Raw genomic sequence first — 23,472 nt, forward strand, 5'->3', positions numbered from 1 at the left:
TGTTCCTCTGGCGTACGTGCGGAAGTCTTTTAAGTGAAGTGTGCCGCCCGGGGCTCCGGGCGGCACGTCTTCGGGGTGTTCTATCGGTTGGCGATGGTCCAGCGGGGGCCGTCGGGGCTGTCCTCGATCGCCAGGCCGGACTGGGTGAGCTGGTCGCGGATCGCGTCCGCCGTACCCCAGTCCTTGCGCTCGCGGGCGGCCTCGCGCTGCTGGAGCACGAGCCGGACGAGGGTGTCGACGACGCCGTGGAGCTCCTCGCCGCCGCCGGACTCGTCGGCCCACTGGGGGTCGAGCGGGTCCAGGCCGAGGACGCCGAGCATGGCGCGGACCTCGGCGAGGCGGGCGATGGCCTCGTCCTTGTCGTCGGCGCCGAGCGCGCTGTTGCCCTGGCGGACGGTGGTGTGGATGATCGCCAGCGCGTGCGGGACGCCCAGGTCGTCGTCCATGGCCTCGGCGAAGGCCGGCGGCACCTCGGCGGCGGGCGGGACGGTCCGGCCGGCCTTCTCGGTGGCGCGCTGGACGAAGCCCTCGATGCGGCCGAAGGCGGCCTCGGCCTCGCGCAGGGACTCCTCGCTGTACTCGATCATCGAGCGGTAGTGCGGGGTGCCGAGGTAGTAGCGCAGGACGATGGGGCGCCAGTTCTTCACCATCTCGCTCACGAGGACCGAGTTGCCGAGCGACTTCGACATCTTCTCGCCGCTCATGGTGACCCAGGCGTTGTGCACCCAGTAGCGGGCGAACTCGTCGCCGAAGGCCTTGGCCTGGGCGATCTCGTTCTCGTGGTGCGGGAAGATCAGGTCGAGGCCGCCGCCGTGGATGTCGAAGGCGGAGCCCAGGTACTTGTGGGCCATGGCCGAGCACTCCAGGTGCCAGCCGGGCCGGCCGCGGCCCCACGGGGTCTCCCAGTCGGGCTCGCCGGGCTTGGTCGCCTTCCACATGGCGAAGTCGCGGGGGTCGCGCTTGCCGGAGACGCCCTCGTCGGGCTGGCGGAGGTCGTCCAGGTCCTGGTTGGAGAGCTCCAGGTAGCCCGGGAAGGAGCGCACGTCGAAGTAGACGCTGCCGTCGGCCTCGTAGGCGTGGCCGCGCTCGATGAGGCCGCGCATCATCTCGATCATCTCGGGCACGTGGCCGGTGGCGCGGGGCTCGTAGGTGGGCGGCAGGCAGCCGAGGGCCTCGTAGCCGGCGTTGAACGCGCGCTCGTTGTCGTACCCGATCGACCACCAGGGGCGGTTCTGGTCCCTGCCCTTGGCGATGATCTTGTCGTCGATGTCGGTGACGTTGCGGATGAACGTGACGTCGTAGCCGCGGTAGGCGAACCAGCGGCGCATGATGTCGAAGTTCAGCCCCGACCGGATGTGGCCGATGTGCGGGGCCGCCTGGACGGTGGCGCCACAGAGGTAGATCGAGACGCGGCCCGGCGTGAGCGGGGTGAAGTCACGGATCTGCCGCGCGCTGGTGTCGTACAGGCGAATAGTCACGGGTCCAGGGTAGTGGGCGTGTGGTGGTGCCCCGCGACCGATTCCCGGTCCCGGGGCACGTTTTTCCCCCGGGCTAGCGCGATACGGGGTACACCAGGGCGGTCGCGAGGGCGGCGAGGCCCTCGGCGCGGCCGGTGAGCCCGAGGCCGTCGGTCGTGGTGCCGGAGACGGAGACGGGAGCGCCGGCGGCCTCGCTCAGCGCCTTCTGGGCCTCGTCGCGGCGCTTGCCGACCTTGGGGCGGACGCCGACGACCTGGACGGCGATGTTGCCGATCTCGTACCCCTCGGCGCGGACGATCCGGGCGGCCTCGGCGAGCAGGGTGGTGCCGGAGGCGCCGGCCCACTCGGGGCGCGAGGTGCCGAAGTGGGCGCCGAGGTCGCCGATGCCGGCGGCGGAGAAGAGGGCGTCGCAGGCGGCGTGGGCGGCGACGTCGCCGTCGGAGTGGCCGGCGAGGCCGTACTGCTCGTCCTCCCAGAGGAGGCCGGCGCACCAGAGCTCGCGGCCCTCCTCGAAGGCGTGCACGTCGGTGCCGATGCCGGTGCGGGGGATCACGGGTCGGCCGGTGGGGTCAGAAGCCATCGTTGGCCCTCCTGCGGGCGAGTACGGCCTCGGCGAGGACGAGGTCGAGGGGGCGGGTCACCTTGAAGGCCTCTTCGTGGCCGGGGACGACGACGACGGGGGCGCCGAGCTTCTCGACCATGCCGGCGTCGTCGGTGGCGCCCTCGCCGGCGAGGGCGACGGTGGCGTGGGCGTCGACGAGGGTGGCGCGGTCGAAGCCCTGGGGGGTCTGGACGGCGCGGAGGCGGGCGCGGACCGGGGTGGCGACGACCTGCTCGGGGCCGCCGGGCTCGGTGGCCGGCTCGACCTCCTTGACGGTGTCGGCGACGGGCAGCGCGGGGACGACGGCGACGGCCCCGTCGCGGACGGCCTCGATGACGGCGTCGACGGTGTCGACGGGGACGAGCGGGCGGGCCGCGTCGTGCACCAGGACGATGTCGAGGTCGTCGGGGACCGCCTTGAGGCCGAGGCGGACGGACTCCTGGCGGGTGTCGCCGCCGGCGACGACGAGGTAGTCGGTCCTCTCGGGCAGGGCGTGGTCGTCGAGGAGGTGCTTGACCTCGGCGACGCCGTCGGCGGGGGCGACCACGACGACGAGCCGGACCGCGCGGGAGGCGGCCATCGCGCGGACGGCGTGGACGAGCATGGGGGTGCCGTTCAGCGCGCGCAGCGCTTTGGGGGCGCCCGGGCCGAGGCGTACGCCCCGTCCTGCGGCCGGGATCACCACGGCGGTACGAGGAGGACGCGCTTCGTCTGACATCGGTTGCACTCCGGCAGGTTTGTTTCCGCGGGCGACGTGGGTATGGCGTCAGCAGGCTGAGATGCGACGCCTCGACCGGGCCCTTTCCGTGACGACGGTCGAGGCGTCGCCATGCTGCAGGCGGTGAGCTCGCGCGGAGCTCAGGGGAGGGAAGGACAGAGACGAACATGCCGCAGTGCCCGGCGACGGCACTGTGGAATCGTGGGATTCACAGCGCGTCAGCGGGCACCGCGGCATTGCTGCTGGGATCGCTTCCCGGCATGGCGTGAGCCATGGGTCAGGACGCGAGCACCTCGTCGAGGAGGGCCTCGGCCTTGTCCTCGTTGGTGTTCTCGGCGAGCGCCAGCTCGCTCACCAGGATCTGGCGAGCCTTGGCGAGCATGCGCTTCTCACCTGCGGAGAGACCGCGCTCGCGCTCGCGGCGCCAGAGGTCGCGGACCACTTCGGCGACCTTGATGACATCGCCGGAGGCGAGCTTCTCGAGGTTCGCCTTGTAGCGGCGGGACCAGTTCGTCGGCTCCTCGGCGTACGGCGCGCGCAGCACCTCGAAGACCCGGTCCAGCCCGTCCTGCCCGACAACGTCGCGCACGCCTACGAACTCCGCGTTGTCCGCCGGCACGCGAACCGTCAGGTCGCCCTGCGCGACCTTCAGCACCAAGTAGGTCTTGTCCACGCCTTTGATCTGGCGAGTTTCGATGGCCTCGATCAGCGCGGCCCCGTGATGGGGATAGACCACGGTGTCGCCAACCTTGAACGTCATGTGACAGGTACCCCTTCCGTGGCTATCCAGGGTAACACGGAAACGGCTTCTTCTGAATGGCGTTTCCGCAGGTCAGGGCATATCTCGGGGCTTGACAAGTGCCTCGCCCGCATGCTGTGGAAGGCTTCCGGAAGGCGGTATTCGCAGGTCGGAGCGGCTGCGTCGACGGAGAGAAACGCGCACGTCACACACATCCGGGACCTACCCGAGAGGGCGTTATGTCCCGTTTTGTCCGGTCAGGAGTGGGCCTCTTCACGTGCTCCGTTCGAGGATCGACCACCCGTACGGAGGGATCATGCCGGGATTCCCGAATTGATCAGCGGGCGAACCGGTCGTGCTTTTCCGTAAGGGAAGGCATGCGGAATGCGACGCCGCCCCCGAATTGATCACGTCGGTTATGTGAACGCCGGGCCAATGCGATGTGTTCCGGCCACGCGCGAACCGCGCGCGGGCGTCTCCCACACCGCCGCCGACGGGGCGGCGGACGCTAAGGGGCGGGTCGGGTGCGGGACGGAGAGTCAGGGTCGGTAACCTAAGCGCGCTGACGCGCCTTTAGCTGGGCCTTAGCCGCTTCCGTCCGTAGTCCGTACGTCCTAGGAGTTGCCGCCGCCGTGAGCCGCAGCCTTCGACGCGGCGCTCTCGCCGCCACCGCCATCGTGTTCTCGATCGCCGCGCTGTCCGCCTGCGGTGCCGGCAACGACGCCCAGACGCTCGGCGTCCGGCCGGACAACGCCGCCGTCACGGTGGACGACGTCAAGATCCAGAACGCGATCGTCATCACCCAGCCGACGCCCGGCGTCAAGGGCCCGGCCGTCGTCTCGGCCACCGTCTTCAACAACGGCCGCGCCCCGCAGACGCTGCAGTCCATCAGCCTGCCCGGCAGCAACGCCGCGGTCGTCCTGAAGTCCGCGAAGGGCTCCGGCCCGGTCGTGGTCCCCGCCGGCGGCTCGGTCGTCATCGGCGGCGAGGGCAACGCCACCGCGACCATCGCCGACGGCAGCGAGGCCGCGAGGAACGGCGACGCGCAGAAGGTCGTCTTCACGCTCAGCGAGACCGGCGACGTCTCCCTGGAGGCCTTCGTCGTCCCGTCGACGAGCTACTTCAAGGACTTCGGCCCGTCCGAGGTCCCCCTCCCGCCCGGCACCAAGCCCACCGCGAGCGCCTCGGCCGAGGCCGGCGAGCACGCGGAGTCCGGCGAGCACGGCGCCGAGGGCGGCGACGCCCCCGCGGCCGGCCACTGAGACTCCGGCAGCCAGACGCCAGGAAGGGGCGCCCCCGGTGGGGGCGCCCCTTCCTGCGTACCGCCTCGTGCTCCGTACTGATCGAACCCCGCCCGGCCTCGTGGGCGGGCGCGGATCCTACGGCTCGAACTTGTAGCCCAGGCCCCGGACCGTGACCAGGTAGCGGGGAGCGCCCGGGTCCGGTTCGATCTTGGCGCGGAGGCGCTTGACGTGGACGTCGAGGGTCTTGGTGTCGCCCACGTAGTCGGCGCCCCAGACGCGGTCGATGAGCTGCATGCGGGTGAGGACGCGGCCCGCGTTGCGGAGCAGCATCTCCAGGAGGTCGAACTCCTTCAGGGGGAGGTCGATCTTGCCGCCGCCGACCGTCACCACGTGGCGGTCGACGTCCATGCGGACCGGGCCGGCCTCCAGGGCCGCCGGGGTGACCTCCTCCGGCTCGCCGCGACGGCGCAGCACCGCGCGGATGCGGGCGACCAGCTCGCGCGAGGAGAAGGGCTTGGTCACGTAGTCGTCGGCTCCTATCTCCAGGCCGACGACCTTGTCGATCTCGCTGTCCTTCGCGGTCACCATGATGACCGGGACGTTGGAGCGCCCCCGCAGCTGCCGGCAGACCTCCGTGCCGGGCAGGCCCGGCAGCATCAGGTCGAGGAGGACGAGGTCCGCTCCGTTGCGCTCGAACTCGTCGAGGCCGTCGGGCCCGGTCGCCGCCACGGCGACCTCGAAACCCTCCTTGCGGAGCATGTACGACAGGGCGTCGCTGAAGGATTCCTCATCCTCGACGACAAGGACTCGGGTCACGGAAGGACCTCCGGTGCGGGAAGCGGTTCGGTCATGAGATCGGGGGTGAGGGAGGCGGCGGTCCGGCGGTCCCGTGCGGAGCCCGCCTCGGGCAGCCGCAGGGTGAAGGTGGAGCCCTGACCCTCGGTGCTCCACACGGTGACCTCTCCGCCGTGCGAGGCGGCCACGTGCTTGACGATCGCGAGCCCGAGCCCCGTACCGCCGGTGGCACGCGAGCGTGCCGGGTCGACGCGGTAGAAGCGCTCGAAGATCCGCTCGCGGTCCTTCTCCGGGATGCCGATGCCCTGGTCGGTCACGGCTATCTCGATGAGGTCCCCGCCGGGTGCCGCGACGCGGCGGGCGGCGATGCCCACGCGGGTCCGGGCCGGCGAGTAGTTGACGGCGTTCTCGACGAGGTTGCCGAGGGCGGCGGCGAGCTGGCCGCGGCTGCCCCAGACGAACAGGTCGGCGGAGCCTCCGGAGGCCATGGTGATCTGCTTGGTGGAGGCCGGGTGCCGCGAGCGGTCGATCGCCTCGGCGACCAGCTCGTCCACGGACACCGGCTCGGAGTCCTCCAGCGGGTCGTCGTTCTGCACCCGCGAGAGGTCGATGAGCTCCTGGACCAGGTTGGTCAGCCGGGTCGCCTCGATCTGCATCCGGCCCGCGAAGCGCATGACGGCCTCGGGGTCGTCCGAGGCGTCCATGACGGCCTCGGAGAGCAGGGAGAGCGCCCCGACCGGGGTCTTCAGCTCGTGGCTCACGTTCGCGACGAAGTCGCGCCGTACCGCTTCGATACGACGGGCCTCCGTCAGGTCCTCGACCAGGAGCAGCACGAGCCGCGAGCCCAGCGGGGCCACCCGCGCCGAGACCGCGAGGGCCTCGCCGCGTCCGCCGCCGCGCCGGGGCAGGTCCAGCTCGACCTGGCGTATCTCCCCGTCCCTGCGGGTGTCGCGGGCCATGTTGAGCATCGGCTCCACGGCCAGCTTCCCGCCGCGGACGAGCCCGAGGGCGTACGCCGCCGAGCTGGCCTTCACCACGGAGTCGCTCTCGTCGAGCACGACCGCGGAGGAGCGCAGCACGGAGAGCACGGTGTCGACGCCGGGCGGCAGCACGGCGTCGGTGTGCAGGGAGGTACGGGTGGGTCGCGCCTGGTCGCGTTCGCTCCAGCGGAACGCCAGCATGGCGATCACGCCGGTGCACACGCCGGCGATCGCTGCCAATGCGGCGACCGCCGCGTTCACGTCCATGCCATCCAGGTTATGCGTGGTCACGGACTCCCTCCCAGCCGTCCGAGTGCCTGCTCGAACACTCGTCGCTCAGAGTTCACCCTGGAGACCGGGGCGGTTCACTTGCCCTGGAAGGGAAGGGCGCCCGCGTCGCCCAGAGTTCACCTTCAGGCCAGAACCGGTTCATACGAGGGGTTGGAGCCGGACGCACAGGGGGTCGAACGTGGCAGCGTGGGGGTCCTGAGCGACACCCCGAAGACAAGGCACCCCCGGAGAGAGGGACATCCATGCGGGACGCGTACCACGAGGAACTTGATTCGATCGGCGAGGGCCTGGTCGAGATGGCCCGCCTGGTCGGATCGGCGATCGGGCGCGCCACCACGGCGATGCTCGACGCGGACCTGAAGCTCGCGGAGAGCGTCATCGCCGCGGACCAGAAGGTCGACGACCTCCAGCACGACCTGGAGGCGCGGGCGATCGCGCTGCTCGCGCGCCAGCAGCCGGTGGCGACGGACCTGCGGATCGTGGTCACCTCGCTGCGGATGAGCGCCGACCTGGAGCGCTCCGGCGACCTGGCCCAGCACGTGGCCAAGCTGACCCGGCTGCGCTTCCCGGACCGCGCGGTCCCCAACGACCTGCACGCGACCATCCTCCAGATGGGCCAGCTGGCGCAGCGCCTGATGGCGAAGGCCGCCGAGGTCATCATCACCAAGGACGTCGACCTGGCGATGCAGCTGGAGCAGGACGACGACGAGATGGACCTGCTGCACCGGGCGCTCTTCCAGCACCTGATGGACGACCGGTGGAAGCACGGCATCGAGACGGCCGTGGACGTGACGCTGCTGGGCCGCTACTACGAGCGGTTCGCCGACCACGCGGTGTCGGTGGCGAAGCGCGTCGTCTATCTGGTGACGGGTGAGCACGCGGACGAGCTGCAGCCGCAGGACACCCCGGTCGAGGGCGCGTAAGGCGTACGGCGAGGGCGTACGGGCGCACGGGGCTTCCGTGCGCCGTTGATGCGCCGGTCGGGGCGGGCATGGAATGGGGGACGAGGGACGATCCGCGTCCCGTCAGGGAGGGACCCCATGGCCGATTCCCCCATCACGACCGAGACGGCGGCGCAGGCCGCGCACGAGCGGACGCACCTGCCGGTCCTGGGCGCCTGCGGCTGCGGCTCCGGCTGCGGCTGCGGCTGCCAGTCGGGCGCGCCGTGCCAGTGCGGCGGCTGCTCGGGCTGAGGTACGGGGGGAGGGGTCTCGCAGGAGCCCCCTCCCCCTTTCTCTTACGTCTCAGCCCCACGACCCACAGCTCACGACCCACAGCTCACAGCTCACAGCTCACAGCTCACAGCTCACAGCTCACAGCTCCAGAACGCCGACGACCTGCCCGCCGCTCTCCTCCCCCGTGGTGCGGAACCCGAGCCGGCGGTAGAACGCGCCGGGCCCGTCCTCGCCGGGCTCCCAGGTCACGTACATCCGCCGGGTCCCCCTGCGGCGCAGCTCCTCGGCGACGGCGTCGACGGCGAAGCGTCCGTACCCCTCGCCCTGCGCGTCGGCGGAGACGTTCAGTCGCCACAGTCCGCTGCGCCGGTCCTCGGGGTCCTTCTCCTCGTTCCAGACGATGTCGAGGAAGGCCATGAGGAAGCCGACGAGCCGGTCGCCGTCGAAGACCAGGCGGGGCCAGGCGGTGTCGCCATGGGCGTAGGCCTCGGCGAGCGACGTCGCGACGGGCGCGACGTTCTTCTCCTGATGGGGGTGGACCCGCAGGGCGAGGGCGGCGTCGACGGTGGCGGGGGTGACCGGCTCCAGGCGCGGCGATCGTGTCATGGACAGGACGCTATCGCCGTTCCGCCCCGGCCCACCTCGAATTACCGCCGGTCACCCCCTGGGCAGGCCGCCCCTCGGCCCGACAGAATTGCGGCCATGCCCTCCGCGCGAGCGACCCTCCTGACGGCGGCAGCGGCCGGTGCCGCCGCCCTGCTGCTCACGGGCTGCGCGACGACCCCGGCCGGCCTCGCGGGCGTGTCGGTGACGGAGGACGGCACCCCGCTCGGCGTCCTCCTGATGTGCCACGACCATGTGGACGGGGCGATGCTCTACCCCGACGACGTGCCGAAGGAGTCCCGGGAGATCACCGGCGACTGGCGCCACGACGGCCCGGTCACCGGCTTCACCTCCTGGCCCCTGATGCAGACCGCGGGCGCCCCGGAGGCGGAGCGCTGGACCCCGGAGACCCGGACCGCCCGCCTGGAGAAGGGCCGCAGCTACCGCCTCGCCGGCTGGACCGAGGACGGCTCCTGGTCGGCCACCCCCGTCAGCTTCACCCCGGAGGACCTGGCCCGCCTGAAGCCCGGCCAGGTCCGCTACACCCTCGACGACGAGATCCGCGTCTCCTCCCTCGACGAGTTCCGCGACCGCGCCTGCGACGAGGCGGCGGGCGGGGCCCAGGAGCACTGACCCCTCGTACAACCCCGCGGTACGGCCCGCGCGCCGGATCACGTTTCGGCAGTACGGGCCCTGGCCCCAGGACGAGGCCGACGATGCCGTCACCGTGCTGCGAAGCGCCGGCGCCCTGGCCGAAGTCCGAGAGGAACCGGAGTCCGACGCGAGCACGGCCCCGTCCCCCTGACGGCCCGCAGAGGGCCCCAGGACACGAAGAAGCCCCCTCCCGGCGGAGAATCCGCAGGTCGGGGGCTCTTTCGCACGTAAGGACTACTTCTTGCCCTGGTTCTTGACGGCCTCGATGGCGGCTGCGGCGGCCTCCGGGTCGAGGTAGGTGCCGCCGGGGTTGAGGGGCTTGAAGTTCTCGTCGAGCTCGTACGAGAGGGGGATGCCCGTGGGGATGTTGAGGCCCGCGATGTCGGCGTCGGAGATGCCGTCGAGGTGCTTCACCAGGGCGCGGAGGCTGTTGCCGTGGGCGGCGACCAGGACGGTGCGGCCGGCGAGGAGGTCCGGGACGATGCCGTCGTACCAGTACGGGAGCATGCGCTCCACGACGTCCTTGAGGCACTCGGTCTGCGGGCGCAGCTCCGGCGGGATGGTCGCGTAGCGGGCGTCGCCGGCCTGGGAGTACTCGGCGTCGTCGGCGAGCGGCGGCGGCGGGGTGTCGTACGAGCGGCGCCAGAGCATGAACTGCTCCTCGCCGAACTCGGCGAGGGTCTGGGCCTTGTCCTTGCCCTGGAGGGCGCCGTAGTGACGCTCGTTCAGGCGCCAGGAGCGGTGGACCGGGATCCAGTGGCGGTCCGCGGACTCCAGCGCGAGCTGGGCGGTGCGGATGGCGCGCTTCTGGAGGGAGGTGTGCAGCACGTCGGGGAGCAGGCCGGCGTCCTTGAGCAGCTCGCCGCCGCGCGTCGCCTCCTTCTCACCCTTCGCGGTGAGGTTCACGTCCACCCATCCGGTGAACAGATTCTTCTCGTTCCACTCGCTCTCGCCGTGGCGGAGGAGGATCAGCTTGTACGGTGCGTCGGCCATGCGTACGAGCCTAATGGACCGCTGACGATTGACGCGCGTCGTCAATTCGCTGGCGTCCGCCTGCCGAGATGCGTAAGTTTCGAGAGCTGTTGGAGGGTCTTACAGCACGCGGGGGGAGCACCTCATATGTCCATCGAATCGCTCAGACGGTCGGCACACGCCACCGTCTCCGGTCTCCCGCAGGGCTTCTGGTGGCTCTGGCTGTCGACCTTGGTCAACAGGACCGGCGCCTTCGTCCTGACCTTCCTCTCGTACTACCTGACCGTCGAGCTCGGGTACTCCGCCTGGTTCGCCGGTCTCGTCGTCGCCCTCCACGGCCTCGGCGGCGTCGCCGGCTCCCCGCTCGGCGGCGTGCTGACCGACCGCTGGGGCCGCCGGCCCACCATGATCACCATGCACCTCGCGGGCGCCGCCTGCGCCGCCGCGCTCGCCTTCGTCACCAGCGCCTGGGGCGTGGCCGCCGTCGTGCTGCTCATGGGCGTCGCCATGCAGGCCGTCCGCCCCTCCATCAACGCGACGATCGCCGACATGGTCCCCGCCGACGACGTGCGCCGCGCCTACGCCCTCAACTACTGGGCCCTCAACCTCGGCTTCGCCGTCGCCTCGATCGCGGGCGGCGCCGCCGCCTTCCTCGGCTACCGCACCCTCTTCCTCGTCGACGCCGTCGCCACCACCCTCTGCGCCGTGATCGTCTTCCTGCGACTGCCGGAGACCCGGCCGGAGCGGCCCGCGGAGAAGGCGGCCGGGGAGAGCGGGCCGGCGGAGAAGGTGTCGATGCTCGACGTGCTGCGCGACGCTCCCTTCCGGACGCTCGTGCTGCTCAACCTGCTGGTCTGCCTGGTCTTCACCGCGCCCTGGATCGGCCTGCCGCTGACCATGGCCGAGCAGGGCCTGCCGCCGTCCTCGTACGGCATGGTCATCGCCGTCAACGGCGTCGTGATCGTCGGCTTCCAGCTGCTGGTCAACAAGGTGACCGAGCGGCGCTCGCCGGTCGCCCTGCTCACCGTCTCCGCGCTGCTCTTCGCCGTCGGCACCGGCGCCACCGCGCTGGCCGGCTCGTCCGTCGCCTTCGCCGCCACCGTCATCGTGTGGACGATCGGCGAGATGGTGCACGTGCCGACGAACGCCGCCGCCACCGCCCGGCTCGCCCCCGAGCACGCCCGCGGCCGCTACCAGGGCGTCATGGGCATGTCGTGGGCCGTCGCCGGTTTCGTCGCGCCCGTCCTCGCCGGCGCGATCGTCGACGGGCCCGGCTCGGACGTCCTGTGGGCCGGCACCTTCGGCGTCGGCGTCCTCGCCGCCGTCGGCTACACGCTGCGGCTGCGGAAGGCGCTGGCCGAGGACGAGTCCGTCGAGTCCGCCGGGGCCGTCGAATCCGCCGGGGCCGTCAGTCCCGTTCCGGCGCGGCCGGAACAGAAGGAGGAGCCGAAGCAGCCTGCTCCCGCGTCAGGTTCCTGAACGCGTCGAGGTTCCGCGTCGACTCTCCCCGGGAGACCCGCCAGGCGTACTCCCGGCGGATGGCCGACGCGAAGCCGAGTTCGAGCAGCGTGTTGAAGTCGCCGTCCGCCGTCTCCAGGACCGAGCCGAGCAGCCGGTCCAGCTCCTCCGGCGTGACGGCGGCCAGCGGCAGCTTGCCGGCGAGGTAGATGTCGCCGAGCGGGTCGATCGCGTACCCCACCCCGTACAGCCTGAGGTTCCGTTCGAGGAGCCAGCGGTGGACGCCGGCCTCGTTCTCGTCCGGGTGACGGACGACGAAGGCGTTGAGGGAGAGGGAGTGACGGCCCAGGCGCAGCGACAGCGTGGTGAACAGCTTGCGGGTGCCGGGAAGCTTGACCACGTACGAGCCGGGCGCGGGGCTCTCCCACTCCAGCTCCGCCTCGGTGAGGGTGTCCTCGACGATCCGCCGTACGTCCTGCGCGTCCTGAGCGTCAGCCATGGTGGGAGCGTACGCGACGGTGGTGCGTGCGCTGGCGGTGGTCGTGCATGGCGGCCGTGTACACGTCGGCGGTGCCCGACGCGGCCGTGTCCCAGCCGAAGGACTCGGCGTGCCGCGCCGCCGCCTCGCCCATCCGGAGCGTGAGACCCGGGTCGGCGGCGAAACGGTCCAGCACCCGTGCGTACTCCGCCGGGTCGTGGCCCCGCACCAGGAAGCCGGTCCGCTCGTCCCGCACGGCGACGGGCAGGCCGCCCACCGCGGCCGCGACGACCGGGGTGCCGGCCGCCTGCGCCTCGATCGCGACCAGCCCGAAGGACTCGCTGTACGAGGGCATGACGAGGACCGACGCGGCCCGGAACCAGTCGGCGAGCCGCTCCTGGCCCACCGGCGGGTGGAAGCGGACGAGGTCGGCGATGCCGAGCCGGGCGGCGAGCTTCTGGAGCTGCTCCGGCTTGGCGAGGCCGCTGCCGCTGGGGCCGCCGACCACCGGCACCACCATGCGGGAGCGCAGCGAGGGGTCCCGGTCCACCATCACAGCGGCGGCGCGCAGCAGGATGTCCGGGGCCTTGAGGGGCTGGATCCGGCCGGCGAAGACCGGCACGAAGGCGTCCGCCGGCAGGCCGAGGCGGGCGCGGGCGGCGGTGCGGCCGTCGGCGGGCCGGAAGCGGTCGAGGTTGACCCCGGGGTGGACGACCGCGATCTTGCCGGGGTCCGCGTCGTAGAAGCGGGCCAGCTCGTCGGCCTCCTCGGTGGTGTTGGCGATCAGCCGGTCGGCGGCGGCGACGATCTGGGTCTCGCCGATGACCCGCGCGGCCGGCTCGGGGGTGTCGCCCTCGGCGAGCGCCGCGTTCTTGACCTTGGCCATGGTGTGCATGGCGTGGACGAGCGGGACGCCCCACCGCTCGGCGGCGAGCCAGCCGACGTGACCGGAGAGCCAGTAGTGCGAGTGGACCAGGTCGTAGTGGCCGGGACGGTGGCCCGCCCACGCCTGCATCACGCCGTGCGTGAAGGCGCAGAGCTGGGCCGGCAGCTCCTCCTTGGCGAGGCCCTCGTACGGACCCGCGTCGACGTGCCGCACCAGGACCCCGGGCGCCAGCTCGACCACCGGCGGGAGGCCGCCGGTGGTGGCCCGGGTGAAGATCTCGACCTCGATGTCGATGGCGGCGAGCCGCTTGGCGAGCTCGACGATGTAGACGTTCATGCCGCCCGCGTCGCCGGTGCCCGGCTGGTGGAGCGGGGAGGTGTGCACGGAGAGCATGGCCACCCGGCGGGGGGTCCGGGGGCGGCCCGGCAGCCGGAGCCGGGAGGCCGCTGCCGGGTGCCGGTGCCGGGTGCCGGCGAACCGGGACACGTACTGGCTCACGTCGGCGGTCCTTCCGCGAGAGGGGCCTGGCGTGCGGACATGACAGGCGGAGGGCGCGGTCCACGTCCTCCGCCCCGCACAACACCGGAACGACCTCCTTCATTTCCACCCTTTCCACCGCGTCCGGCGTTTTGCCAATTCATTACTCGAAGGAAGGTCGAGGTTGGGGGGTGGATGCGGGCGGTTGGGCGGGGAGTGGTGGGGGGGACGGGAAGTGGTGGGGGGACGGAAAGTGGTGGGGGGGGGAGTGGCGGGGGGGGGACGGGGAGTGGGTGGGGGGCGGGGCTGAGGTCGCCGGGCAGCGACCGAGCGGCCGGGCGGGCCGGCGGGGACGGCAGGGACGGCAGGGACGGCAGGGACGGCGGGGACGGCGGGGACGGCGGGGACGGCAGGGACGGCGGGGACAGGGTCGGGGCACAGGGAGCGCCGTGGCCCCGGGGCCGCTCCCCCGCGCGGCTCCGTATCCTCGTCCCATGGCCCCGCGCACCACCCGCCCCGTCGGCACCCCGACCCGCGGGACCACCAACCCCAACCGGCTGCGCCGCATGGACCGCTGGATCGCCGCCGTCCACGGGCCCGCCCTGCGCCGCTCCCCCGAGCCGCCCGTCGCCGTCGACCTCGGGTACGGCGCCGCCCCCTGGACCGCCGTGGAGCTGCTCGCGCGGCTGCGCACCGCCGAGCCCCGCACCCTGCTGTACGGGATCGAGATCGAACCGGCCAGGGTGGAGGCCGCGAGGCCGTACGAGGAGCGGCACGAGGGCCTGCGCTTCGTGCACGGCGGCTTCGAGGTGCCGGTGCCGGGCGCGCCCGCGCTGATCCGGGCCGCGAACGTGCTGCGCCAGTACGACGAGGAGCAGGTCGCGGCGGTGTGGGAGCGCCTGTGCGGGCGGCTCGCGCCGGACGGCCTCCTCGTCGAGGGGACCTGCGACGAGATCGGGCGCCGGCACGTGTGGGTGGCGCTCGACCGGGGCGGGCCGCGCACGGTCACCCTCGCGACCCGGCTCGGCTCGCTCGACCGCCCCTCGGACCTCGCCGAACGCCTCCCGAAGGCACTGATCCACCGCAACGTGCCGGGCGAGCCGGTCCACGCCTTCCTGCGGGACTTCGACCGGGCCTGGGCGGCGGCGGCCCCGTACGCCTCCCTGGGCGCCCGGCAGCGCTGGATCCGCGCCGTCCGGGACCTCGCGGCGGACTGGCCGGTCACGGACGGCCCGAAACGGTGGCGCCAGGGCGAGGTCACGGTGCGCTGGGACGCCCTGGCACCCCGCGCCGGCTAGGCCGTTCCCCTCGGATCAGGCCGCACCGGACGCCGCGAGCCCGGCATGGTCCGGAAGGGACGGCCCAGGGGCGCCTGATCATGGCACCCCGCCGGGGGAACGTCCGTCGGTTCCCGGGCGTCACTCTGGTGGGGTACCTGTCGTTTTCCGGAATCACGTGGCACTATCGCCAGGACCACACAAGTTACTGACGGTAAATCAGAAAGCGGCCCAGGGGGGACACCCGGGCCGTGAGGGGGAGCCAGTGAACCGACGACGCCGACGTCCGTACGCCGCCGCCGCGGTCACCGTGGCCTGCGCCCTGGCCGTCCTGGCCACACCGGTGTTCACCCTCCAGGCCGCCGCCGCCCCGCTGCCCCCGCCGCCGCCCGCGCCGAAGAAGACCCTCGAAGAGGTCCGTACGGAGATCGAGGCGCTCTACCACCAGGCGGCCGCCGCCACCGACGCGTACAACCTCGCCGAGGAGCGCACCGAGACCCAGTCCGCCGAGATCGTCCGGCTCGCCCGCATGATCGAGGGCGGCCGCAAGCGGATCGACGCGCTCAAGGCCCAGGCCGGCGCCACCGCCCGCGCCCAGTACCGCAGCGGCGGCATCCCCCGGAGCGCCCAGCTCGCCCTCTCCGGCGACCCGCAGCTCTACCTCGACACGGCCGGCCGGCTCCGCGAGGGCGCCAAGGCCACCAGCGACCTCCTCGGCGAACTCACCCGCGCCCAGGCCGAGCTGGACACCTACGCCTCGGAGGCCGGCGACAACTGGACCAAGCTGGAGGCCGACCGGGTCCGGCAGGCCGCCGCGAAGAAGGAGATCAACGAGAAGATCGCCGCCGCGAGGAAGCTGGAGAGCGAGCTCGCCGCCGAGGAGCGCGAGCGGCTGCGCCGCCTGGAGGAGCAGGCCCGGCAGCGGGCCCAGACCAAGTGGCTGGACACCGGCATCCTCGACGAGCTCGGCGCCGAGTCCACCGCGGAGGGCCGCAGGGCGGTCGAAGCGGCCCTCGCACAGGTCGGCAAGCCGTACGTGTGGGGCGCCGAGGGCCCCGACTCCTTCGACTGCTCCGGTCTCACCCAGTCCGCCTGGGCGGCCGCCGGCGAGCGCATCCCGCGCACCTCGCAGGAGCAGTGGCGGCTGCTCCCCCGCGTGCAGCCGCAGGACATGCGCCCCGGCGATCTGATCGTCTACTACAAGGACGCCAGCCACATCGGCATGTACATCGGCGACGGGAAGATGGTCCACGCGCCCCGGCCCGGCCGGGACGTGACCGTGGCCGGCGCCGGCTCGATGGAGATCCTCGGCATCGTCCGCCCCTCCTGACGCCCGGCCCGACGCCCCTCCTGCCGCCCGGCCCGACGCACGGCCCGACGCGCGGGCCTGACACGCGGGCCCGACGCCCCTCCTGACGCGCGGGGCCTGACACGCGGGCCCGACGCACACCCGACGCCCGGCCCTGACACGTGGGCCCGACGCGCGACCCGACGCGCGGGCCCGACACCCGGCTCGCCCCCCGGGCCGACGCCCGACCTGACACACGGGCGGCCCCGAGTGACCTTTCTCATGGGTCCGGGGCCCGCCCGTGCCCGATCGGTGCGCAACTACCTCCCCTTCCGCGGCATATGCCAAGGAAGACCCCGGCGCCCGCGGAGTGATCGCCATTCCGCCGGGCGCCGCACGGGCGCTATGGTCCCGGACGGGCGGGCCGCCACCCGGCGCCCGGCGCACCCTCGGGGGAGGGAAGGAAACCCGGACCGATGCCCGTATCCGTACCGCGCCAGAGAATCGTCTCTGCTGCGGGGCCATGCGACACCGCCGCCATGGACGCCACCGCCGCGAGCGACGCGGCGACCGGCACCGACGCAGCAGCCGGCACAGACACAGCACCCGGCACAGGCGCAGGAACCAGCACAGCCACAGGCACAGGAACCGACCGCGACCGCACCGACCTCACCCTCCTGGTCGTCGAGGACGACCCGGCGGGCGCCCTCGCCGTACCCGAGCTGCTCGACGCCGCCGGCGCCGCGGGCACCCGGATCCGCATCCGCACCGCCCGCAACCTCACCGAGGCCGAGCGGCTCCTCACCGACGACGTGCACTGCGTGCTCGTCGACCTCTCGCTGCCCGTGCCCCGGGGCGCGGCCGACGAGGACCCGCTCGCCCCGCTGCGGCACATCCTGCGCCTCGCGCCCCGCCACGCCGTGCTGGCCCTCGCCCCCTCCGCCGACGCGGGGCTCGCCGCCGAGGCGGTACGCGTCGGGGCCCAGGACCACCTCTTCCGCGAGGAGCTCGACGGCCGGCTGCTGAGCCGCGCCATCCGCTACGCGGTCGAGCGCAAGCGCAACGACGCCACCAAGGTGAAGCTCGCCGAGTCCCGGCTGCGCGCCCAGGAGAACGCCCGCCTGGAGCGCGGCCTGCTGCCCACCCCGCTCCTGGAGGGCTCCGACCTCCGCTTCGCCGCCAGCTACCGGCCGGGCCGCTCCCGCGCGCTGCTCGGCGGCGACTTCTACGACGTCGTCCGCACCCCGGACGGCACCGTGCACGCCATGATCGGCGACGTCTGCGGCCACGGTCCCGACGAGGCCGCCCTCGGCGTCGAGCTGCGCATCGCCTGGCGCGCCCTGACCTTCGCCGGGCTCTGCGGCGACGAGCTGCTCTCCACCCTCCAGCAGGTCCTGGAGCACGAGCGGGAGAGCGAGGAGATCTTCGCGACCCTCTGCACGGTCGACATCGCGCCCGACGGCCGCCGCGCCGGACTCTGCCTGGCCGGCCACCCGGCGCCGCTGGTCGCCCAGCAGGGCGGGACGGCGCGCCTGCTGCCGTACGAGGACGGGGGCCCGGCGCTGGGTCTGCTGCCGCGCGCCCGCTGGCCGCGCCGCCAGGTCGAGCTGGGCGGGGCGTGGAGCCTGCTCCTCTACACCGACGGCCTGATCGAGGGCCGGACCGCCGGTCCCGGCTCGCCGCGGCTCGGGCAGGACGGCATGGTCGACATGATCAACCGGCAGATCACCGGGGGCCTGCGCGGCGAGGCGCTCCTGGAGGCGGCGATGGCGGAGGCCCGCACGCTCAACGGCGGCGAGCTGACCGACGACGTGGCCCTGCTGGCCCTGGAACGCGGCGGGGCCCGGGGGTAGCACCCCCGGGCCCCGCGCCCGACACCGTGACGCCCCTACGACGCCCCTACGACGGCGACCGCTACCGGCCGCCGTTGTAGGGGCCGTACGGGCCGTCGCTGCTGGAACCGCCGCGCCGGCCGCCCCCGCCGCCGCCCATGACCTGCTTGAGGGCCGGGCGGACGTCCACCATGAAGACGATGGCGGCGATCAGGCCCGCGATGAGGAGGAAGAGGAGACCGGGGAGGAGGAGGTTCAGGGCGAGGTTGACCCCGAGGAGGATCAGCCAGAACTTCTTCGTCTGCTTGTCCGCGGCCCGGTACGCGTCCTCCCTGACCAGCGCCGCGATCACGAACGAGGCGATGGCGAAACCGGTGAAGACCAGGAACATCAGCAGGTTGAGGGTGTTGTCGAACCGGTCCATCAGCATGCTGAACACCGCCTAGGGGTCATGGGGTACGTACGCGCCTCGCGGTCAAGGTACCCGTTCCAACGCTTCGGACCCCAGGAATGGTGCCCGGATCCGCTATTCGGCCGTCACGTCCGCCTTGGCGGCGGCCGCCTTCTTGGCGGGCGTCTTGCGGGCGGCGGGCTTGCGGGCGGCCGCGGTCCTGGGCGCGGCCTCGGCCTCGGCCTCGGCGACCGGCTCCGGCGCCGGCTCGACGACCGGCTCCGGCTCCGGCTCGACCACGACCGTGATCTCCGTGGTCGGCTCGGCCGTCTCGCCGCGCCAGGCGCGGACGGTCTCCTCGCCCCGGGCGGCGACCTCCTCGTACTTCTCGCGCGCCTTCACCGCGTACTCGGCGGCCACGCCGACGCCCCGCAGGGCGAGGTCCTGCGCCGTCTCGCCCAGCTTCTTGAGGTCGGTGTCGAGACCGCCGACGACCCCGACGACCTCGGCGACCGTGGCCTGCACCTTCTCCTGGACCTTCTCCTGCACGGCCTTCGGGTCGGTCTTCCGCACGGCCTCGATCCGGCCGGGCGCCTCGGCGGCCAGCTGCTCGATCAGCCCGGGCACCTTGCGGGCCTGGCGCACCGCGAGGTCGGCGGTGCCGGCGGCGAAGTAGAGGGGGGTACGCAGTTCGTCGATGATGGCCATGCTGGTGGTCCTCCCGGTGGGGCGTACAAGCTGACGTACGAGCTGGTCGCTCTGGCTGGTCGCTCTAGCCGGCCGCGTCCCGGCCGACCGTGTCCCGGCCGACCGTGTCCCGGCCGACCGTGTCCTGTCCGGCCGTGTCCCGGCTGACCGTGTCCTGTCCGGCCGCGTCCTGGCCGGTCGCTCCGGACTCCGCCGCGTTCTCCTTGCGGAAGGAGTCGTAGATCTGCAGCAGCACCTGCTTCTGCCGCTCGCTGATCGAGGGGTCGGCGAGGATGACGGCCCGCGTCTCCAGCTCCTCGCGGTCCTTCTCGTCGAGGATCCCGGCCCGCACGTAGAGCGTCTCGGCCGAGATCCGCAGCGCCTTGGCGACCTGCTGGAGCACCTCGGCGCTGGGCTTGCGCAGTCCGCGCTCGATCTGGCTCAGGTACGGGTTCGACACCCCGGCGGCATCGGCGAGCTGCCGCAGCGAGAGCTGCGCGGTGCGCCGCTGCTCGCGCAGGTAGTCGCCGAGGCTGCCGAGGTTGCCGACGTTGAGCGATGCCATGGTCCGTACCCTGCCACCGCTTGCTAACTATTGCAAGCAGTCCGCTTGCAACTGTGTTCCCGCTACCGTGGGGGCGTGGCGACCCGCATCCCCCTCGACGACCTCCGGCGCCTGCGCAGGGCACGGGACCGGATGGACCGCGAGTACGCGAGCCCCCTGGACGTGGCGGCGCTCGCGCAGACGGCACTGATGTCCACCGGGCACTTCGCGCGGAGCTTCCGCGCCGCCTTCGGCGAGACGCCGTACGGCTACCTCATGACCCGCCGGATCGAGCGGGCCAAGGCGCTGCTCCGGCGCGGGGACCTGTCGGTGACGGACGTCTGCATGGAGGTGGGATGCACGTCGCTCGGCTCGTTCAGCTCGCGCTTCACCCAGTTGGTCGGTGAGACGCCGAGCGCGTACCGGGCCCGTGCGCACGGCGCCGACGCCGCCCTGCCCGCCTGCGTCGCCAAGGTGGCCTCGCGACCGGTCAGGAACGGAGAAGCGCCGCTCGACAGCGCTCCCTAGCGTGGAGGGCATGGACATCAACCTCTCCCAGACCTTCATCACCGTCGACGACCACGAGAAGGCGCTCGGCTTCTACCGCGACGCGCTCGGCCTGGAGGTCCGCAAGGACGTCGGCTTCCAGGGCATGCGCTGGGTGACCGTGGGCTCGCCCGCGCAGCCGGACGTGTCGGTGGTCCTCGAATCGCCGCTCGCCGACCCGAGCGCCTCCGAGACCGACCGCCAGGCGGTCGTCGACCTCATGCGCAAGGGCCTGCTGCGTGCGGCGATCTTCGGTACGGACGACTGCGACGCGGCCTTCGAGCGGATCACCGCCTCGGGCGCCGAGGTCCTGCGCGAGCCGGTGGACCAGCCGTACGGCGTCCGCGAGTGCGCCTTCCTCGACCCGGCGGGCAACCAGATCGTGTTCCAGCAGCCGCTCTCCTGACCCCCTCACTCCCCCCGGGGGAGGCGATCCTCCGGTTTCCGATAATCCGCGACGGACCGACCTCCCCTATCCTGGCGGCATGACCGCCTTGACGCCCCGCCGCAGCGAGCCCGACCTCTCCTACCTCCTCGACCACACGAGCCACGTCCTCCGGACGCGCATGGCGGCGGAGCTGGCGGAGATCGGGCTCACGGCCCGGATGCACTGCGTCCTCGTCCACGCCCTGGAGGAGGAGCGGACCCAGGCGCAGCTCGCCGAGATCGGCGACATGGACAAGACGACGATGGTCGTCACCGTCGACGCCCTGGAGAAGGCCGGACTCGCCGAGCGGCGCCCGTCGAGCACGGACCGGCGGGCGCGGATCATCGCCGTCACCGAGGCGGGCGCGCGGCTCGCCGCGGAGAGCCGGCGGATCGTGGACGGCGTCCACGCGGGCGCCCTGGGCTCACTGCCGGAGGAGGAGCGGGAGGTGCTGGTCCGCGCGCTGGGCCGACTGGCCGAGGACCACCTGAGGACGCCCGTCGAGGCGCCGGCGACCGCCCGCCGGGCCCGCCAGAAGAACTGACCCCACCCCACCCCCCGCACAACGTCCCGTAAAAAATAGTCTGCAACAAAACCTTCTGCTAACGTCTCTCCTGTTGCCTCCCTCGACAGGAGAGATCCATGCGTACCCACTCCCGCTCCGGCTCCGGCTCCGGCTCCCGCTCCCTCGCGCTCACCGTCCTCGCCAGCGCCATGCTCATGACCGTCCTCGACGGCAGCATCGTCACCGTCGCGATGCCCGCCATCCAGGCCGACCTCGGCTTCACCCCGGCCGGACTGAGCTGGGTCGTCAACGCCTACCTGATCACCTTCGGCTCGCTCCTCCTGCTCGCCGGACGGCTCGGCGACCTGATCGGACGCAGACGGATGTTCCTCGCCGGGATCGCCGTCTTCACCGGCGCCTCCCTGCTCGCCGCCGTCGCCGCCTCCCCCGCCGTCCTGATCGCCGCCCGCTTCCTCCAGGGCGCCGGCAGCGCGATGTCCTCCGCGGTCAGCCTCGGCATCCTCGTCACGCTCTTCACCGAGCCCCGCGAACGGGCCCGCGCCATCGCCGTGTTCAGCTTCACCGGCGCCGCCGGAGCCTCCGTCGGCCAGGTCCTCGGCGGACTCCTCACCGACGCCCTCTCCTGGAACTGGATCTTCTTCATCAACCTGCCGATCGGCGCCGCCGCGATCGCCCTCGCCACCCGCGCCCTCCCCGCCGACCGGGGACTCGGCCTGCGGGCCGGCGCCGACACGCTCGGCGCGTTCCTGGTCACCGCGGGCCTGATGACCGGCATCTACGCGGTCGTGCGCATCGAGGAGTACGGCGCCGGCTCCGCCCACACCCTCGGCCTCGGGGCGCTCGCCCTCGCCCTCCTCGCCGGCTTCCTGGTCCGCCAGCGCACGGCCGCGACCCCGCTGATGCCGCTGCGGATCCTCCGCTCCCGGGCCGTCGCCGGCGCCAACGCCGTCCAGCTCCTCATGGTCGCCGCCCTGTTCTCCTTCCAGGTCCTGGTCGCCCTCTACCTCCAGAAGGCCCAGGGGTACGGCGCCACCGCCACCGGTCTCGCGATGCTGCCCGCCGCCCTGGTCATCGGCGCCGTCTCGCTCGGCGCGGCCGCGCGGCTGATCACCCGCTTCGGCGAGCGCGCCGTCCTGCTCACCGGACTCACCCTGCTGATCGGCGTCCTCGGCCTGCTCACCCGGCTCCCGGCGCACGCCTCGTACGCCGTCGACCTGCTCCCCGTGATGCTGCTCGCCGCCGGCTTCGGCCTGGCGCTGCCCGCGCTCACCGCGCTCGGGATGTCGGGCGCCGACGAGGCCGACGCGGGCCTCGCCTCCGGCCTCTTCAACACCACGCAGCAGATCGGCATGGCGCTCGGCGTCGCCGTCCTCACCACCCTGGCCGCCGCCCGCACCGAGGCGCTCGACGCGGCCGGCCGGAGCACCGCCGAGGCCCTGACCGGCGGCTACCGCCTCGCCTTCGCGGTCGGCACGGGACTTCTGGTCGCCGCCCTCGCGATCGCCGCGGCCGTGCTGCGCAAGGAGAAGGCGCGGGCACCGAAGTCCGAGGTGGCCATGGCGGCCTGACGGCGATTCAGGAAGCGCGGCCCTCCACGAGGGCCGCGACGCCGTCCAGGATCCGGGCCAGACCGAAGCGGAACTCGTCGTCGGGGGCGTCGGGCCGGTCCAGGACCCCGGACTCGATCAGCCCCGCCACCCGCGGGTACACCTCCGGGTCGACCAGCCGGCGCAGGGTGCGGCTGTACTGGGCCATCGCCTCCTCCGGCGCGGACCCGGACGCCTCCACGGCGTCGGCCAGCTCCGCCATCATCAGCGCGTCGTTCTTCACGAAGCCGGCCACGAGGAGCGTCACCGAGATCTTGGCGCCCTCGCCGAGACCGGTGCCGTCCAGCGCCAGCAGCGCCTTCTCCCACCAGGCCACCGCGTGCGGCGTCGCGGGCGGGCCGGAGACCGGGACGCGCAGCAGCCACAGGTTGCGCAGATAGACCTCGCGCATCGCCCGGGCCCAGCGCTCCAGCCGCTCCCGCCAGGGGTCCTCCGGGCCGAACAGCTCGGGCGGGGCGCCCGTCGCCGCCTCCTGCATGAGGACGTACAGCTCCTGCTTGGCGGAGACGTACCGGTAGAGGGACATCGTGGAGGCGCCCAGTTCCTTGGCGACCCGCCCCATCGAGACGGCGGCGAGCCCCTCCGCGGAGGCGAGGTCCACGGCCGCGGCGACGATCCGGTCCTGGCTGAGCCCGGGCTTCGGCCCCTTGGTGGGGCGCTCGCGCAGCCCCCAGGCGGCCTCGACGGACGGCGGCAGATACGTACCGCCGCTCTCCCCGGACCCCTTCCGGCCCTCGTCACCCGTCATCCGCGCCGCCTCCTCGCCTCGCTCGCTTGACGCCCATCCTAGTAATGCGT

General features: G+C 72.8%; 26 protein-coding genes. 12 read left to right on the plus strand and 14 right to left on the minus strand.

What is annotated here, in order from left to right:
• Positions 1-80: 80 nt before the first annotated feature.
• From cysS to AB0E19_RS21175, 4 genes are all read right to left on the minus strand, one after another.
• Complete coding sequence (gene cysS, locus AB0E19_RS21160; RefSeq protein ID WP_360607958.1) at positions 81-1,478, minus strand: cysteine--tRNA ligase; 1,398 nt, start codon at positions 1,476-1,478, stop codon at positions 81-83.
• 73 nt (positions 1,479-1,551) lie between these two features.
• Positions 1,552-2,058, minus strand: a complete 507-nt coding sequence (gene ispF / locus AB0E19_RS21165; RefSeq protein ID WP_360607956.1) for a 2-C-methyl-D-erythritol 2,4-cyclodiphosphate synthase — start codon at positions 2,056-2,058, stop codon at positions 1,552-1,554.
• Entirely contained in the window at positions 2,048-2,797 is a 750-nt protein-coding gene (gene ispD / locus AB0E19_RS21170; RefSeq protein ID WP_362182246.1) for a 2-C-methyl-D-erythritol 4-phosphate cytidylyltransferase, read from the minus strand. Before ispD ends, ispF begins: the two co-directional genes overlap by 11 nt.
• Positions 2,798-3,074: 277 nt before the next feature.
• A complete protein-coding gene (locus AB0E19_RS21175) occupies positions 3,075-3,557 on the minus strand; it encodes a CarD family transcriptional regulator (RefSeq protein ID WP_003953493.1) in 483 nt (160 codons plus the stop codon).
• 611 nt (positions 3,558-4,168) lie between these two features.
• On the opposite strand from AB0E19_RS21175, the gene AB0E19_RS21180 reads away from it, so the two are divergent.
• Positions 4,169-4,798, plus strand: coding sequence for a DUF461 domain-containing protein (locus AB0E19_RS21180; protein WP_362182249.1), 630 nt, complete (start codon positions 4,169-4,171; stop codon positions 4,796-4,798).
• A 117-nt stretch (positions 4,799-4,915) separates the two neighbouring features.
• Here the strand turns inward: AB0E19_RS21180 and AB0E19_RS21185 are convergent, their stop codons facing one another.
• Both AB0E19_RS21185 and AB0E19_RS21190 read right to left on the minus strand, forming a co-directional pair.
• A complete protein-coding gene (locus AB0E19_RS21185) occupies positions 4,916-5,596 on the minus strand; it encodes a response regulator transcription factor (protein WP_043226173.1) in 681 nt (226 codons plus the stop codon).
• Positions 5,593-6,822, minus strand: a complete 1,230-nt coding sequence (locus AB0E19_RS21190) for an ATP-binding protein (protein ID WP_189950983.1) — start codon at positions 6,820-6,822, stop codon at positions 5,593-5,595. Before AB0E19_RS21190 ends, AB0E19_RS21185 begins: the two co-directional genes overlap by 4 nt.
• Before the next feature lie 266 nt (positions 6,823-7,088).
• Here AB0E19_RS21190 and phoU point away from each other — a divergent pair, with 266 nt between their 5' ends.
• Both phoU and AB0E19_RS21200 read left to right on the plus strand, forming a co-directional pair.
• Complete coding sequence (phoU, locus tag AB0E19_RS21195; protein ID WP_031009786.1) at positions 7,089-7,769, plus strand: phosphate signaling complex protein PhoU; 681 nt, start codon at positions 7,089-7,091, stop codon at positions 7,767-7,769.
• Positions 7,770-7,886: 117 nt separating this feature from the next.
• Complete coding sequence (locus AB0E19_RS21200; protein ID WP_360607948.1) at positions 7,887-8,039, plus strand: hypothetical protein; 153 nt, start codon at positions 7,887-7,889, stop codon at positions 8,037-8,039.
• 120 nt (positions 8,040-8,159) lie between these two features.
• Here AB0E19_RS21200 and AB0E19_RS21205 read toward each other — a convergent pair whose 3' ends face one another.
• On the minus strand, positions 8,160-8,627 hold the full coding sequence (locus tag AB0E19_RS21205) for a GNAT family N-acetyltransferase (RefSeq protein WP_362182256.1): 468 nt from the start codon (positions 8,625-8,627) through the stop codon (positions 8,160-8,162).
• A gap of 96 nt (positions 8,628-8,723) precedes the next feature.
• Here AB0E19_RS21205 and AB0E19_RS21210 point away from each other — a divergent pair, with 96 nt between their 5' ends.
• The gene (locus AB0E19_RS21210; protein WP_362182259.1) at positions 8,724-9,257 is read left to right on the plus strand and encodes a hypothetical protein; all 534 of its coding nucleotides are present in this window, start codon (positions 8,724-8,726) and stop codon (positions 9,255-9,257) included.
• A gap of 255 nt (positions 9,258-9,512) precedes the next feature.
• Here AB0E19_RS21210 and AB0E19_RS21215 read toward each other — a convergent pair whose 3' ends face one another.
• The gene (locus tag AB0E19_RS21215) at positions 9,513-10,271 is read right to left on the minus strand and encodes a phosphoglyceromutase (RefSeq protein WP_189950971.1); all 759 of its coding nucleotides are present in this window, start codon (positions 10,269-10,271) and stop codon (positions 9,513-9,515) included.
• Positions 10,272-10,397: 126 nt separating this feature from the next.
• On the opposite strand from AB0E19_RS21215, the gene AB0E19_RS21220 reads away from it, so the two are divergent.
• Positions 10,398-11,729, plus strand: a complete 1,332-nt coding sequence (locus tag AB0E19_RS21220) for an MFS transporter (protein WP_362182263.1) — start codon at positions 10,398-10,400, stop codon at positions 11,727-11,729.
• On the opposite strand, the gene AB0E19_RS21225 is transcribed toward AB0E19_RS21220, so the two are convergent.
• Together AB0E19_RS21225 and mshA are read right to left on the minus strand one after the other, a co-directional pair.
• Entirely contained in the window at positions 11,659-12,207 is a 549-nt protein-coding gene (locus AB0E19_RS21225) for a YbjN domain-containing protein (RefSeq protein WP_362182266.1), read from the minus strand. The genes AB0E19_RS21220 and AB0E19_RS21225 overlap by 71 nt on opposite strands.
• Positions 12,200-13,570: a D-inositol-3-phosphate glycosyltransferase gene (gene mshA / locus AB0E19_RS21230; protein ID WP_362182269.1), complete on the minus strand. Its 1,371-nt coding sequence runs from the start codon at positions 13,568-13,570 to the stop codon at positions 12,200-12,202. Before mshA ends, AB0E19_RS21225 begins: the two co-directional genes overlap by 8 nt.
• 473 nt (positions 13,571-14,043) lie before the next feature.
• Between mshA and AB0E19_RS21235 the strand changes: the two genes are divergently transcribed.
• The 3 genes from AB0E19_RS21235 to AB0E19_RS21245 all read left to right on the plus strand — a co-directional run bounded on the left by AB0E19_RS21235 (position 14,044) and on the right by AB0E19_RS21245 (position 17,967).
• The gene (locus tag AB0E19_RS21235; protein ID WP_360607932.1) at positions 14,044-14,847 is read left to right on the plus strand and encodes a class I SAM-dependent methyltransferase; all 804 of its coding nucleotides are present in this window, start codon (positions 14,044-14,046) and stop codon (positions 14,845-14,847) included.
• Positions 14,848-15,091: 244 nt separating this feature from the next.
• Complete coding sequence (locus AB0E19_RS21240) at positions 15,092-16,156, plus strand: C40 family peptidase (protein ID WP_362182272.1); 1,065 nt, start codon at positions 15,092-15,094, stop codon at positions 16,154-16,156.
• A 434-nt stretch (positions 16,157-16,590) separates the two neighbouring features.
• A complete protein-coding gene (locus AB0E19_RS21245) occupies positions 16,591-17,967 on the plus strand; it encodes a fused response regulator/phosphatase (protein ID WP_362182275.1) in 1,377 nt (458 codons plus the stop codon).
• A 61-nt stretch (positions 17,968-18,028) separates the two neighbouring features.
• On the opposite strand, the gene AB0E19_RS21250 is transcribed toward AB0E19_RS21245, so the two are convergent.
• The 3 genes from AB0E19_RS21250 to AB0E19_RS21260 all read right to left on the minus strand — a co-directional run bounded on the left by AB0E19_RS21250 (position 18,029) and on the right by AB0E19_RS21260 (position 19,589).
• On the minus strand, positions 18,029-18,376 hold the full coding sequence (locus tag AB0E19_RS21250; protein WP_362182278.1) for a DUF2516 family protein: 348 nt from the start codon (positions 18,374-18,376) through the stop codon (positions 18,029-18,031).
• Between the two features lie 96 nt (positions 18,377-18,472).
• Entirely contained in the window at positions 18,473-19,045 is a 573-nt protein-coding gene (locus AB0E19_RS21255) for a hypothetical protein (protein ID WP_362182281.1), read from the minus strand.
• Between the two features lie 64 nt (positions 19,046-19,109).
• Positions 19,110-19,589 carry a helix-turn-helix transcriptional regulator gene (locus tag AB0E19_RS21260; protein ID WP_362182284.1) on the minus strand — a complete coding sequence of 160 codons (480 nt, stop codon included), beginning with the start codon at positions 19,587-19,589 and terminating at the stop codon, positions 19,110-19,112.
• An 87-nt stretch (positions 19,590-19,676) separates the two neighbouring features.
• Between AB0E19_RS21260 and AB0E19_RS21265 the strand changes: the two genes are divergently transcribed.
• The 4 genes from AB0E19_RS21265 to AB0E19_RS21280 all read left to right on the plus strand — a co-directional run bounded on the left by AB0E19_RS21265 (position 19,677) and on the right by AB0E19_RS21280 (position 22,635).
• Entirely contained in the window at positions 19,677-20,096 is a 420-nt protein-coding gene (locus AB0E19_RS21265) for a helix-turn-helix transcriptional regulator (RefSeq protein ID WP_362182459.1), read from the plus strand.
• Between the two features lie 10 nt (positions 20,097-20,106).
• Positions 20,107-20,520: a VOC family protein gene (locus tag AB0E19_RS21270; protein WP_362182287.1), complete on the plus strand. Its 414-nt coding sequence runs from the start codon at positions 20,107-20,109 to the stop codon at positions 20,518-20,520.
• 79 nt (positions 20,521-20,599) lie between these two features.
• Complete coding sequence (locus AB0E19_RS21275; protein WP_362182290.1) at positions 20,600-21,085, plus strand: MarR family winged helix-turn-helix transcriptional regulator; 486 nt, start codon at positions 20,600-20,602, stop codon at positions 21,083-21,085.
• A 98-nt stretch (positions 21,086-21,183) separates the two neighbouring features.
• Complete coding sequence (locus tag AB0E19_RS21280) at positions 21,184-22,635, plus strand: MFS transporter (RefSeq protein ID WP_362182293.1); 1,452 nt, start codon at positions 21,184-21,186, stop codon at positions 22,633-22,635.
• Between the two features lie 7 nt (positions 22,636-22,642).
• On the opposite strand, the gene AB0E19_RS21285 is transcribed toward AB0E19_RS21280, so the two are convergent.
• Positions 22,643-23,422, minus strand: a complete 780-nt coding sequence (locus AB0E19_RS21285) for a TetR/AcrR family transcriptional regulator (RefSeq protein ID WP_362182296.1) — start codon at positions 23,420-23,422, stop codon at positions 22,643-22,645.
• Positions 23,423-23,472 lie beyond the last annotated feature (50 nt).

It is taken from the genome of Streptomyces sp. NPDC047974 (genome assembly GCF_040653375.1).
Lineage (GTDB): Bacteria > Actinomycetota > Actinomycetes > Streptomycetales > Streptomycetaceae > Streptomyces.

What these genes read in the sequence shown, in the direction of transcription:
- ispD (WP_362182246.1), bottom strand. Translation starts at nt 2,797, where the DNA reads ATGTCAGACGAAGCGCGTCCTCCTCGTACCGCCGTGGTGATCCCGGCC.
- AB0E19_RS21245 (WP_362182275.1), top strand. Translation starts at nt 16,591, where the DNA reads ATGCCCGTATCCGTACCGCGCCAGAGAATCGTCTCTGCTGCGGGGCCA.
- AB0E19_RS21260 (WP_362182284.1), bottom strand. Translation starts at nt 19,589, where the DNA reads ATGGCATCGCTCAACGTCGGCAACCTCGGCAGCCTCGGCGACTACCTG.
- AB0E19_RS21205 (WP_362182256.1), bottom strand. Translation starts at nt 8,627, where the DNA reads ATGACACGATCGCCGCGCCTGGAGCCGGTCACCCCCGCCACCGTCGAC.
- AB0E19_RS21250 (WP_362182278.1), bottom strand. Translation starts at nt 18,376, where the DNA reads ATGCTGATGGACCGGTTCGACAACACCCTCAACCTGCTGATGTTCCTG.
- AB0E19_RS21285 (WP_362182296.1), bottom strand. Translation starts at nt 23,422, where the DNA reads ATGACGGGTGACGAGGGCCGGAAGGGGTCCGGGGAGAGCGGCGGTACG.
- AB0E19_RS21280 (WP_362182293.1), top strand. Translation starts at nt 21,184, where the DNA reads ATGCGTACCCACTCCCGCTCCGGCTCCGGCTCCGGCTCCCGCTCCCTC.
- AB0E19_RS21235 (WP_360607932.1), top strand. Translation starts at nt 14,044, where the DNA reads ATGGCCCCGCGCACCACCCGCCCCGTCGGCACCCCGACCCGCGGGACC.
- ispF (WP_360607956.1), bottom strand. Translation starts at nt 2,058, where the DNA reads ATGGCTTCTGACCCCACCGGCCGACCCGTGATCCCCCGCACCGGCATC.
- AB0E19_RS21275 (WP_362182290.1), top strand. Translation starts at nt 20,600, where the DNA reads ATGACCGCCTTGACGCCCCGCCGCAGCGAGCCCGACCTCTCCTACCTC.
- AB0E19_RS21225 (WP_362182266.1), bottom strand. Translation starts at nt 12,207, where the DNA reads ATGGCTGACGCTCAGGACGCGCAGGACGTACGGCGGATCGTCGAGGAC.
- AB0E19_RS21175 (WP_003953493.1), bottom strand. Translation starts at nt 3,557, where the DNA reads ATGACGTTCAAGGTTGGCGACACCGTGGTCTATCCCCATCACGGGGCC.
- AB0E19_RS21210 (WP_362182259.1), top strand. Translation starts at nt 8,724, where the DNA reads ATGCCCTCCGCGCGAGCGACCCTCCTGACGGCGGCAGCGGCCGGTGCC.
- AB0E19_RS21190 (WP_189950983.1), bottom strand. Translation starts at nt 6,822, where the DNA reads ATGGACGTGAACGCGGCGGTCGCCGCATTGGCAGCGATCGCCGGCGTG.
- AB0E19_RS21215 (WP_189950971.1), bottom strand. Translation starts at nt 10,271, where the DNA reads ATGGCCGACGCACCGTACAAGCTGATCCTCCTCCGCCACGGCGAGAGC.
- phoU (WP_031009786.1), top strand. Translation starts at nt 7,089, where the DNA reads ATGCGGGACGCGTACCACGAGGAACTTGATTCGATCGGCGAGGGCCTG.
- AB0E19_RS21255 (WP_362182281.1), bottom strand. Translation starts at nt 19,045, where the DNA reads ATGGCCATCATCGACGAACTGCGTACCCCCCTCTACTTCGCCGCCGGC.
- AB0E19_RS21270 (WP_362182287.1), top strand. Translation starts at nt 20,107, where the DNA reads ATGGACATCAACCTCTCCCAGACCTTCATCACCGTCGACGACCACGAG.
- AB0E19_RS21200 (WP_360607948.1), top strand. Translation starts at nt 7,887, where the DNA reads ATGGCCGATTCCCCCATCACGACCGAGACGGCGGCGCAGGCCGCGCAC.
- AB0E19_RS21220 (WP_362182263.1), top strand. Translation starts at nt 10,398, where the DNA reads ATGTCCATCGAATCGCTCAGACGGTCGGCACACGCCACCGTCTCCGGT.